Below are 13501 nucleotides of genomic sequence, written 5' to 3' on the forward strand. Positions count from 1 at the left end.
CCACTTCGCAAGAAAATCCTCGCGACGCGTGCGCCATAAGTACTTAAATTTTTCTGCTAATCAGAACAACATGCCTCTTGCCCTATAGAACAACCGATTTCAGTACTTTGCAAGCTTGTTTTTTAGCTTGTTCTATTGAACCCGATTTCGATGACGAAACCGTTCAAGGCAGAGGGTTGGTCGTCGGCAAAGGCGCGGCGCCCTGGCCATATTGAATGCTGCCGCTGGTGCTGCTGGTGCTGAACTTGGTCGGATCGTTGATGCCGTTTGCGTCATCGAGTTCGCCGACGTTTGCACCAGCAGTTGCGGCGGACTGCGTCACCTTGAAGATGCCGTACGACTGCTTGAGGCGCACGTATTGGCCATTGCCGGCCTGCCCGGCAATGTTGGCGAAGGAATTGCCCTGAAGGTTGAGCCAGACTGTCGGGAATGGGCCGGCGCCGGGCGGAGTGGCGATATCGGTAACCTGATTGTCCTGGACGGTGATCGCGCGGCTGCCATTGATATGGTCGAAAATGTTGTTGGTGATGGTAAGGTCGGTTTCGCCGCCGCCCGTGGCCTGACCACCAAGGCCGATATTGACGCTGATGCCCGGGGCCGTCGCGACCTGATAGATTTTATTGCCGTCAATCAGATATTTGCCGCTGACGGCGCCCTCGTTCGAGATGGCGATGCCGTCGCCGACAGCCGAGCCCGAATTGGCGACCGCGTTATCACCGATGGTGTTGTTCTTGATCGTGCCGTTGACCGTCCTGTTGAAAGGCGCGTTGCCATTGTCGAAATGGTTGATTGCGGTGGAACGCTGGCCGATGAACGTGTTGTTCTCGATGTCGAAAGTAAGCGAGGTCGCAACTGGGTCGGTGGATACGTCGACGCCCGCATTGTTGTTGGTGAAGGTTGCTCCCGACACATTCACCGTCATGCTGGTGCCGCCGGAATTGCCGAAGACGCCGGTTCCCGTAATCACATGGGTTGCGTCTGAAACAGTATTTCCGGTGAAGCTGCCGCCGGTCACCGTAAGGCCCATTACGGACGTGCCTAGCCCGAGGAAGTTGACGAGATCGCCGTGAGGCGAGGACGCGTTGCCGTGGATGGCCAAACCATTCGCGGAAATCGTGTTGTTGATGAGCTGCAGGTTCGTCAGCGTGCCCGACGAGTTCGAAATCTGGATTTCGAATTCCTCATTGTTGCTGATCACTGAATTGCTGATCGACGTCGCATGGGCGCCGTTCGAGGCGGTTCCGGTCAATTCGGTTATGTTTATGCCGGACTCGTCGGTCGCCGCGCTGTCGCCGTTGAGAGAGATATTGAGCCGGTTCAGCACGAAGCCGTTGATGCCCGAGCCGCCGATGCCGTCACCCAGATTGTTGGTGATGTTCATGTAGGCAAGGTGGACATCTTGGGTCGAATTCAGGCTGACGCCGTCGCCCGTCGAATTCTGGATTGTGCCGCCCGAACCATTGTTCGAGCCGCCGCCATCGCCCATGACCGTCAGTCCACCGCTGGTACCGGTGTTGTTGAGCACGATGCCGTTGGCCGCGCCATTCGACGAGATGCTCTGGAACTTCAGGCCCGAACCGCCGATCGTTGTGTTGGCGACATTAAGCGCGGTGCCGGAGCCCGAATTGATCGTGCTGCCGAGGGCGGTGGCGCTGACCGTGCCGCCACCGGTGGCGGTGAAGCCGGCGGTGCCGCTGGCCGAGGTGTCGATGGTCAGGGTGTTGGCGAAATTGATGGTCGATCCAGTGTTGGCGTTGAGGAAAATGCCGTCGCTGCTGCCGGTCGAGGAGACCGTGCCGTTGAAGGTGACGGTGCCTCCGGTGCGGTTCTGGAGGTCGATCGCGCGGCCATTGCTGGTCTTGGTGATCGAGCCGCTGTAGCTGACGCTCGCCGTGCCGCCCGAGCCGAGGAAGGCGACGCCGCTCGCGCCGGTCAGCGAGCCGGTGCCGAGGCTGACCGTGCCGGCGCCGGTGACGCCGCTGACCACGACATTGTTGGTCCCGCCGGTCGAGGTGGTCGAGGTGAAGTTGATGCCGGTCGTGGTGGCGACGCCGTTGAGGTTGATTGCCTGGGCGCCCGTTGAGCTTACCGTGCCGGTGGTGACGTTGACCGTGCCGCCATTGGTGGCACTGAAGCCGGTCGTGCCGTTGGTGACGATGTCGATGTTTGAGAAGGCGATAACCGACGACTGACCGTTGTTGTTGATCGACACCGCGGTGCCGGTAAGCGCCGTCGTCGTGCCGATATCAACGGTGCCGCCGAAGCTGACATTGCTTGCCGCCGTGGCGCCTGAAATGACGATGCCGCTGGCGCCGCCGTTGGCGGTGACCGTGCCAGCAAAGGAGAAGCTGCCGCCAGCGCGGTTGGTGATGCTGGCCGCCGTGCCCGAACCGCCGGCTGCGATGGAGCTGGTGGCGTTGAAGCTGATCGCCGCATTGCCGCCAATGACGGAGATACCGCTGCCGCCCGAAATGTCGACATTGGTGCCATTGATCGTGCCGCCGGGGCCGGAAGCGCCGCCGAAGACGATGCCGGTGCCGGTTGCCGCGGTGGTGACGTTGAGGTTGGTCAGCGTCGTCGTGCCGGTGGTGTTGCGCAGGTCGAAGGCGATGCCCGTGGCGCCGGTGCTGGTGACGTTGCTGATGGTGGTGTTGAGCGCGTTGACGATGACGTCCGTCGCGTTGTTGGCAAATGTCACATTGTCGATCGTCGTGCTGGTCGACGGGGTGATCTCGATGCCAGCCGCGGTGAAATTCCGGATCGTCATGTGGCTGATCGTGGTGCCGGAGGCGCCCGAGCCGTTGTCCTTGATGCCGCGTGCGCCGCCGTCGAGGATGAAGCCGTCGATGATGTTGCCGCTGGCGCCGAGCGTGATGGCGTTGGCGCCGGCGCTTGTCGTCAGGGTTGCCGCACCGTCCGGCGTCTGGTCGACGATCGAGATGCTGTTGCTGGCGAGCTGGATGGTCGACGGGACCGTCAGCGCCAGGTTGATGTTGCCGTTGCCGAAGCCGCGCACCTGCTCGCCGGCGGCCAGCACCAGCGTGTTGTCCGCATTGCTGCCCGCTGCGCTGATGACGCCGCCATTGTTGACGAGGACCAGAATGTCGCTTGCGACCGACGCCGCTTCCGCCGTCGAAAGCGTCGCCAGATTGTTCTGGTCGCGGCCGGTACCGTCGCCGGTCGCGCTGGCGCCGACGAAATAGATTTTGCCGACCCCGAAGCCGAGGCCAGGGCTGGCCTGGAAATTGACGTCCTGGAAATTGTAGCTGCCGGCCGCCGGCGCGCTCGAGGCGTCGATGCCGACATTGGCGCCGATGGTCGAATTCTGGTCGGTGGTGGACTCGCCGTCGCCAAAGGTGAAGGCAAGGATCGTCGTCGAGTTGAGGAACACGCCGGTGTTGACGCCGGCGATGCTCGAGCTGGCGCCGGCGTTCGCAACGGTGTCGCCGAGACGCACCGTCTGGCCGCCGGTGGTGCCGCGCAGGTCGACGCCGACCGAGGTGCCGGCCGCCTGCGCATTGGTCACGTCGAAATCGTTGGCCGTTACCGCCGCGTTGATCGTGGCGCCGTTGAGGTCGAAGGCGACACCCGTCGTGCTGTTCAGGCCGATGTCGAGATCGGTGAAGGACAGCGCCGCGCCCAACGCGCCGGAGATGTCGACGCCCCGCGAGGTGATGGCCTGCAGGTTGACCGTGCCGAGCGCGATGGCGCCGCCGGACGACGCGACATCGGTCAGCGCTATGCCTGTGGCCGCGCCATTGGTTGAGACCGAGTTGAAGTTGACGCCGCCGGCGCCAACGGTGACGCCATTGAGATTGAGCGCCGTTCCGCTCGTTGTCGTGATCGTGTTGGTGGTGCCGGCGACACCGACCGTGCCGCCCCCGGTGGCGCTGAAGCCTGCGCCGGAGGTCGTGCTGATCGCCAGACCACCGCCGAAATTGACGGTGGCGCCGGTATTGGTCGCCAGATTGACCGCCTGGCTGGTGCCCGTGCCGAGCGTCATGGCGCCGTTGAAATTGAAGGTGCCGCCGGTGTTGCTGTGGACAAAAATGCCGTTGTCACTGCCAGTATTAGCGCTGAGCGCGCCGGATAGCGTGACCGTGCCGCCGGTGACGCCGGAGATGTCGACGATCTTGCCGGCGCTGGTCTTGGTGAGCGAAGCGGCGACGTTCAAGGTCGCGGCGCCGCCCGAGATCTCCACGGCACTGCCGGTCGGGTCGTTGGTTGCGCCGATCGAGCCGCCATTTATGTTGACGGTGCCGGATGTGTTCAGCAGGCGCACACCGGACGCGCCGGTGTTGTCGATCGTCACCGTGCCGAAGGTCACCGTACCGGTCACGCCGGCGTTGATGTCGATGCCGTTGAAGGTGGCGCTGCTGACCACGGCGCTGTTGAAGTTGACGGTCGAGGACGTGCCGTTCTGGACGGTGATGGCGTTGTTGCTCGAACCCGCGATGGATGCATCGCCGCCATCGAAAGTGCCGCCGCTGACATTCGAGAGCTGGATGCCTGGGCCGCCGCTGACGGTTCCGGTTGATTTCAGCGTTTGGAACGTGACGCCGCTCGCGCCAATGGTCGCGGTCTGCATCGACACGACGCGGCCGGTGGCCGTCGTCACGGTGTTGGCGGCGCCGGTCACGGTGATCGCGCTGCCGTTGATCACGAGCATGCCGTCGCCGCTGGTGGTATCGACCGTCACGCCGCCGGTGAAGCTGGTCGTGCCGCCGACTTGCGAAAGCCCGGCGCCGCTGGTGGTATCGATGTTGGCAAGGCCGCTAACGTTGAGCGTGCCGGTCTGGACATGGATGCCGCCACCCGTGTTGGGGATGGTGACATTGTTCACCGTCACCGTGTTGAAATTGAAGGTGCCGGTGTTGCCGGCTCCGGCGTCGATGCCGAAACCCGTCGTGTTGGAAATGCTTGTAGCGCCGGTGACGGTGAAGGTACCGGCAACGCCATCGAAGATGATCCCACTGGTGCCACCGACGGCGTTGACGGTTGCAAACGTCATGTTCACGGTCAGCGGATCGAGGTTGAACGCTACGCCATTGGTGGTGGTGACCACGCCGCCGCTGTTGTTCAGCGTGAAATTGGTGTTCGCGCCCTTGGTATCGACCAGGACGCCGGTACCGCCATTGTTGGCGAGGCTGAGCGTGCCCAGATCCAGCGTGCCGCTGGTGTTGGTGAAGCTGAGCCCATTTCCCTGGACCCGCGCGCCGGGAGTGCCGATGCCGAGCGAGCCGGCGCTGACGGTGCCGCCGGCGCCGTCGGAATCGAAGCGGACATCGCTGAAGGCGATGCCGCCACCGGTGCCGCCGGTGACCTTGTTGCCGGCGAAGGAGCGGATGGCGATCGAATTGTCCGTCGCGCTGATGTTCTGGCCGGCGAAGGACGCGGCGAGCGCCGATCCCGTCGATTTCAGCGTGTTGCCGTCGATCGAAAGCAGCAGCGTGTTGGCGGGAGCGCCGGTCGTGGCGAAGTCGAGCGCCCTGCCGCCGGCCGCGATGTCGTTGTTGCGGAGGAAGAAGTTGGAAGCCGCGGTCGCATTGACGGCGACACCCGTGCCGGTGCCGGTGTTGCGGATGATGAGGTTCTGGATGCCGCCGGTGAACGTGCCCGAGCCGCTGGTGGCAAAGTTGATCACCGAGCCGGCGGTGTTGCTCTGCAGGACGGGCCGCAGCGAATCGATGCCGGCTGGCGCCGAGACGATCGGCGAGTTCTGCACCGTGGTGAAATGGAACGCCGCCCCGGCGCCGCCGCTGGTGTCGACGCCAAGCAGGGAAACGTCGACCGCCGCGTCATTGTTCTTGAAGGCAAGCACGACCTGGCCGTCGTCGATCTGGAACGTGCCCCCGCTCAGGTCGAGGGTTTCCTGGCTTCCGTTGACGTTCTTGTCGATCAGCACCACCACATTGGCGGTGGAGGCCTGGGCCTGCGCCAGGCTGCCTGGATTGGCAAGGCTGCCGTCGCCGGTTCCCGAAACGTTGCCATCCAGATCGACGTAATAGACGCTGATCGACGACAGGTTCGACGTGTCGCCGGTGAAATTGACGTCGTTGAAATTGTAGTCGCCATTGGTCGGCAGGCTGTCGGTGGCGTGGATGACCTGGCCGCCCGTGGTCGCGATCGACGATTCGGACGGCCCCAAACCGTCGCCGAACACCAGCTTGGCGTTGGTGGCGCTGGAGAACTGGACGCCATAGCCGACATTGGCGATGGTCGAAGTCTGGCCGGCGGGGTTGTTGTTGATCGTGTCGCCGAGCTGGATCGTGCCGGTGCCGGTGGTGCCGGCCATGTCGATGCCGATCGTGCCGGCGAAGCTGCCGCCATCGACGTCGAAGTCGCCGGCCGTGATGTTGCTGGCGCCGAGGGCTGCGCCGTTGAGATCGAGGCCAACCGCGTTCGCCGCGCTGAGCCCGACCTTCAGGCTGGTAAAGCCCAACGCCGAGCCGAGCGTGCCGGAAATATCGACGCCGCGCGAGGTGATGCCTTCCAGGTCGACCGCACCGAGGTTGATGGCGCCGCCGCTGACATCGTTGAGCGAAACGCCGGTCGCGGCGCCGTTGACCGAGATGGAATCGAAGGTGATGCCGCCGGCGCCGATTGTCGCGCCTGTCGCCCCCGGCAGGACCGCTGTCGCGTCGCCCAGCTTCAGCGCGGTGCCCGTGCCGGTAGTGATGGTGTTGCCGGCGCCAGTGACGCTGATCGCGCCCGAACCGAAGGTGCTGGCGGTGAAGCCGGCGCCACTCGTGGTGGTGATGACGAGCCCGCCATTGGTGAAGTTGAGCGTGCCCTTGGTCTGCGGATCCGGCACGTACGCCGGGTCCTTGACGATAGCATTGTTGGCGCCGGTATCGAATGTCTTCGATGAGCCGGAGAAGGTGACTGTTCCGTCGGAGCTCCCGTCGAACCGGACGCCGATGCCACCTTGGTGATCGATCGTGCTCGAAATATTGTACACGCCGTTGGCGTGACCGCTGAACAGGAACGCCGCGGACGCCCCGGCCACCGTCGTCGTCGAAACGACCGAACCGCTCATGTTCAGCACGGTCCAGTCGCCGCCGCCGGCATTCAGCACATTGCCGGCGCCGACCTTGATCGAACCGTTGTAGTTCAGCGTCGCATTGAGAAGGTCGTTGCCGCCGGAGAGCGTGATGGCCGAACCGCTGGTGCTTGTCGTCGCGCCGATGCTGGCGATGCCGCCATTGCCGCCGACGTTGACGGTCCCGGTCTGCAAGCCGATCTGCGCAATGCCGACCTGGCCGCCATCGATGGTCAGGGTGGATCCAGTGACATTGGCGATGTTTATGGTGCCGACCTGACCGCTGATCTCGAACCCTTCGTAGCTGGTGTCGAGATCGGTCTTGCCGGTGAAATTGACCACGCCGGCGCCGGACAGGGCGCCCAGCGAGGCGCCCAGGAATCCGGTGTCGGTCAGGCCGCCGATGTTGACATCGCCACCAAGGTTGGAGCCGGCGAGCAGCACGCCAGCGCCATTCGAGGTGGATACGGCCGAGATGCTGTCAAAGGTAACACCGGCGCTGCCCACATCGGCGGCGTATATGGCCAAACCATCGCCGCCGGAGGAGATCTTGTTGCCGGTGATGGGGCCAGGGCCGGATACACTTACAGTGCCGCCAAAGGCCGCGACGAAGCCGGTCCCGCTTGTCGTTATATCCAGGCCACCATTGTTGAAGTTGATCGTGGCGTTGGTATTGGGATGCGGAACAGGGGCCGCGAAGTTGCCCGTATAGCCGAGCTGGACGGCGGTGGTCGCCCCAGAACTGATCTTCTTGCTGGCGCCCGAGAAGGTGACCGTCGCCGCCGTGCCGTTGTCGATGCCGCCGACGAAGATGTTGCCGCCGCCGGCCGCGTTGCCGTCGGTCAGATCGCCCGACAGCGTCACCGAGCCGCCGGTGAGTTCCTGGATCGAGACCGCCGCGCCGGTGCCGTTGCTGGCAATCGTTCCGCCGTAGCTGATGACAGCGTTGCCGCCGCTCTGATCGGTCGCCGAGCCGACATTGAAGGCCGTGCCTGAGCCGGTATTGATCAGCGTGCCGGTGCCGAGCGCGACCGTGCCGCTCAGATTCTGCAGATCGATGCCGCTGCCGGAGCTGAAGGTCGCGCTGGTCGAGGTGAAATGGATGTCGGCCGCGATGCTGTCGAGGGCCACCGCCTGCGCGCCCGTGGCATCGATCGTTCCCGCATCGACCTCGACCGTGCCGCCGCCCGTGGCGCTGAACGCCGTCGAACCATTGGTGGTGGTGATGTCCACATCCGCGAACTTGACGGTGGCGCCGGTGTTGTTGGTGAGCGAGACACCGTTGCCGTTGACCGTCACCTTGTCGGTGAAGTTGACCAGGCCGCCGGTGCGGTTGGCGATCGAGATGCCGCCGCCGGTCAGCGTGCCGGCCGGCCCGCTGTTGGGCAAGGTGCCGCGCGTGACCGTGATGTCGCCGTTGCCGCCATCGGCGTCGAGCAGCGTGCCGGCAACGTTGATGTTGTTGTTGGTGATCGACACGTTGGTGGTGAGGCCGTCGACCTTGAACGCCGTCTGGCCGACGGCGACGTTGCTGACTGTCACGCCATCGATGAAGATGCCGCCGGCGTTGCTGAAGCCGGCAGCATTCTGGTCGATGAGGAAGACCGAGCCACTGCCGCCGGTGAAGTCGAAGGCCGTGTTCTTCACCTGGTTGTTGCCGAGCAACTGCAGGGTATCGCTGCCCGTGCTCTTAACCACGCCCTCGTTGCCGGTGACATTGCCGCCTGTGGCGCCAAGATTGCCCTGGACGTTGATCGGCTGGACCGTGCCGGAGGTGAGGATGGACGTGCCGTTGCCGAAGCCGGTGATCGACTGGCCTGAATCGAGCGTGAACGCCGTGCCGCTGAGATCGACGGTGCCGACGAAGGCAAAGGTCTGGGTGCCGACCATGGCATCGGCCTGGGCAACCGTCACCGTGGTTACCGCGGCGCTGAGCCCGTCCGTGCCGGCGGCGATGACGCCGCCGTTCTGCGAGACCATGATGGTCCCACCAACCGCGCTGGCCAGATGCGCGGGACCGGTGAACGTAACGTCGTTGAAATTGTAGTTGCCGAGCGCCGGATTGAGCCCGATGGTGTTGACGGTGTAGCCGCCCGCCGCCGCGCTGATGGAGGATTGCAGCCCGTTTGCCGAAGTGCCGTCGCCGAAGGTGAAGTTGGCGTTGGCCGAAGTCGCCGTGGTGCCGCCCGACGACAGTTCGACGCCGACGCCGACATTGGAAATGCTGGAGCCGGCCTGGAAGGTAATGGTCTTGTCGGCTTGCGTCGACGATAGGTCGATGCCGCGCGAGGTCAGGTCGCCGGTGCCGGTGATATGAGTCACGCCGAAATCGGCCGTGGCAAAGGCGCCGCTGAAGTTGATGCCGGTCTGGTTGGCGCCAGCGCCCATTGTCACGGTGGTTGCGCCGAAGCTGGCATCGGCACTGGCAGTTGCGAAGCTGATGCCGCTCTGGTTGGCGCCGGCGCCCATCGTCACGGTGGTCGTGCCGAAGCTGACATCGGCATTGGTGAATGAGAAGTTGATGCCGGCCACGTTGGCGGCAGAGCCCAGCGTGACCTGGGTCGTGCCGAAGGTGACTGAACCGGCGGTGTTGGCGATGGCGATGCCGGGGCCGGCGCCCGTCACCGTGACCGCTCCGAAGGTTGCCGATGCGGTGCTGCCGATACTGCCGACAACCAGGCCGGTGCTCATGGCATTGGTGATCGACAGCGGAGCGGTAACGTTCAACTTGGCCGTGCCGATGAGGTCGATGGCAAGCGCTCCACCGCCGCCTGTCGCCGACAGTGACGGGCCCGTGAAGCTGATCGTGCCGCCGCTCAGGAAAGCCGCCGAGCCGATCTCGAAAAGCCAACCGGTGCCGGTCGAACTGATCGCGTCGCTGAAGGTCACCGAGCCGCCGGTGATGCCATCGACCTTGACCGCCATGCCGGGCGAGGTCGCCGAGCTGGATATGTTCGCCGAGACCGTGATCGCCGCGCTGCCGCCGGAAACGACGACGCCGTCGCCAGTGCCGGAATTGGTGATGGTGCCGCCGATGCCGATGATGCCGGTGTTGTTGGTCAGGCTGACATCGGCGCCGGCAATCGAGGTCGTGACCAGATTGGCGATGTCGACCGTGGCCGAGCTGTCCGTGACGACCACACCCGCTTGCGCGCCCGAAATTGTCGTCGCGCCGGTGACACTGAAGCTGCCAGTAACGGTATCAAGATTCACGCCATCGGAGCCGCTGGTCTGGCTGAGACTCGACAGCGCGACATCGAGATTGATCTGGGACGCCTCGAAACCGCGTATCGTGTTGCCGGAAATGGTTCCATCGGCGATGGAAAGCGTGGCCGCGCCGGGGACGGATAGGGCGGTGACCCCGGTTCCGTTGCCCTCGATGTCGACCTTATCGAAACTGTAGGTTCCGACCGGACCAACAATCAGGCCAGTGGCATTGTTCGAAAGTGTTGTCGTGCCAGTGAAGGTGTAAGTGCCTCTGCCGAGTTTTAGGCCGCTGCCGCCGTTGCCTGTCGAAGTGAGGTTGAAGCCCGTAACGCTGCTGGTACTGTCGAAGAACACGCCATCATTGTTCACGGCGCCGCTGACTGACATGCCTGTCAGCGTGACACCGGTGACGTTGCTGCCGTAGATGCCGACGCCGTTGGCAACCCCGGCGATTTTGAAATCGAGCAGCGAGGTATTGCTGGCGACCGTAACGGCATCGCCGGCGCCGGTATTTGTCAGCGTCGCGGCGCCGTTTGGATCCGAGATGGTGGTGCCATGGTTGACATTGGCGCCGGTCACGTTCATCGGCAAGCCGCCGAGCGAGAAGGTACGGCCGTTGCCGAAGGAGGCGAGGGTCTGGCCGGCGTCGAGCGTGAAACCGCCATTGGCGTCGATCGGCGTGTTGCCGGCATCGTTGACCAACACAAAGGTCGCGGCGCCGTCATGATTGTTGTCGGCACTGGTAATAGACGCGAGATCCGATAGCGAGTTGCCGGATCCGGAACCATTCACGCCAATAAAGATCAGATGCGCCTGGTCGAAGAGCTGCGGTCCGATGAAAGTCGTCGTGCCGAAGGCATAAAGCCCGGAGCCGGAATTGAGGCCGCGCGCGTCGAGCGAGGCGGTGTTGCCACCGATCATGCCGCCGCCGAAGGTGAACTGAGCGTTGGCCGTATCCGCCGGCGTGCCGGCAATGCCGAGGCGGACGCCGGTGGCTACACCGGAGATATTGCCGCCATTGGTGATGGTGATCGAGGCATCGCCGGTGGTGTCGGCGAGGTCGATGCCGATCGAGCCGACTGCGCCGATGGCGGGGCCGGTGATGTTAAGCGACTGCGCGGTGAAATTGGTCTGGCTGCCGGAGAAATCGAGGCCTGCTTGGCCGACGCCGATACCGGAAATGATGATGTTGCCGGCGATCACGGCGGCGTTGACGCCGGTGAACGACATGCCGTCGCCACCCGGATTGGTGATATTGATGTCGCCGAAGCGGATCGTCGCCGGGGAACTGGTGATCGCGATCGCCGGGCCGGTGGTGTTCGAAATGGTCGTCGCGCCGCTGACGGTGAAGCTGCCCGAGAGGTTCTTGAGCACGACGCCCGATGTGCCGCCGTCCTGCGTGATGGAATCCAGCACGATATTGGCGGTGATCGGATCGATGAAGATGCTGACCCCGTCATCGCCCAGGGCCTTGTTGCCCGACACCTGGCCGCCGGTGATGGCAATGTTGCCGCCGGTGCCCTTGACGGTGATGCCGGCGTCATGATTGCCGAGCGCGTTGAGCGTTGCGAAATTGTAGGCGCCGTGGCCGGCGATATCGAGGCCGTCGTCGGCATTGGCCTGAAGCAGCGTCGTGCCGGTGAAGTTATAGGTGCCGTTGCCTTCGATATGCAGGCCGTCAATGCCGTTGTTCTGCGCCGTGAAGCCGGACGCCTTGACGTTGGTCGAATCGCCCTTGAAGTCGGCGCCGTTACCGCCGGCACCATCGACCGTGACATTGGTCAGGGTCGTGTTGGCGGCATTGTTTCCGAAGATGCCGTCGCCACCGCCGGTGATGGTGATCCCGCTCAGCGTGTTGTTGCTGGCTAACGTGATGACGGGGTTGGCGGCGTTGGTGCCCTGGATGGTGCCGTTGCTGCCGCCGAAATTGTAGGTGCCGATGCTGCCATTGATGAGCCTGGCCTGAACGCTGCCGCCGCCGCCGATGACGGTCTGGCCGTTGGCAAGGGTGACGCCGGCAGTTGTGATGTTGCCGCTGCCGCCAAGCGCGATGACGACACCGTTCGCTCCGGCTCCGGCGACGGCAAGGTCCAGCGTCGTCGGATCGGCGAGCGTACCGGCGCCAGCGTCGTTGTGGCCATCGGCAAAGAAGAACTTGCCGAAGGCGGCGTTGGTGGCGGCGTTGATGGCGACGCGCGTCGTCGTGCCGGTGACCTTGTCCTGGTCCTGCAGCCTGACGCCGATATCGCCGCGCACGCGCTCGTTGAGCCTTTTGCGCAGGCCCGGGCTGACCGTCGAGACAGGATCCGTCTCATCACCGGCGGAGCTGCCGCCGGGCACGTTGAACGGCACCGTCAGCCGGACGCTGCCGGCGAACTGGGTGTTGTCGCGATTGTCGTTGCGCACCTCGCCGGTGAAGGTCAGGGACGTGCCTTTGCCGACGACATCGCCGAAGGTGTATTCAATGCCCGCCTTGGCGCCGGTGACCGAGCGGTCGTCGCCATCGGGATCGGCAAAATGGTAGGCGCCTATATCGAAGCGCAGCGACTGGTTTTCCGGCAGGTCGATGGGCGCCTGGACGCCGACCTCGCCCTCGATGCCCCAGGCGGCATAGGTGCGATGGTCGATCGCCGAGATTTCTTCGAGCAACTGGCTGCCGGCCAGCGACAGGCTTGACTCCTGCCCAGCCGAACCGCGGTCGCCGCTGATCGGCAGGTAGACATTGACATGGGCATCGTATTTCGAGGTGATCGCCTCGAGGCCGAGCGTGGTGGCGACGAACTGATGGCTGTCGCGGTTTTGGATGTTGAGATAGGCGTAGCCGCCGATCATCAGATCCGGATTGACGATGCGGCGGATGCCCAGGCCGACATCCTGGCCAAACCCGTCGTCGAAATCATATTTCGAGCGAACGTCGAGGAAGAGGACGGATTCGAGATTCTGCTTGATCGGCAGGAAGCCTTCGAGCGCCGAGAATCCGCTGTTGCTGTTGGCGCCGATGATGGCGCGGACCTGCGGCTGCCACAGGCCGGCATCGTCGGCATGCGCGGCAAGGCCTGACAGCGCAAGCGCGACGCTCGACAACGCCGACGTTCTGAGCAAAATACCAACGCGTCGGGCAGCGGAAGACGTTCCGCTTTGCCCGACCGCCCGTCCCGCGATCTTTCCTCGAGTATCAGTCAGCCCTTTGCGCGAACGCATCTTCCCACCCTGACTGGAGCTGTCGTCGTTGATTGGCTATGCCATTATTAT

At 64.0% G+C, this 13501-nt stretch carries 1 protein-coding gene; it reads right to left on the reverse strand.

Annotated features, from left to right (window positions below):
- Positions 1 to 163 precede the first annotated feature (163 nt).
- On the reverse strand, positions 164 to 13351 hold the full coding sequence (locus AB6802_RS01900) for a hypothetical protein (protein WP_371008301.1): 13188 nt from the start codon (positions 13349 to 13351) through the stop codon (positions 164 to 166).
- Between the last annotated feature and the right edge of the window lie 150 nt (positions 13352 to 13501).

Source organism: Mesorhizobium sp. RCC_202, from assembly GCF_041355295.1.
Lineage (GTDB): Bacteria > Pseudomonadota > Alphaproteobacteria > Rhizobiales > Rhizobiaceae > Mesorhizobium.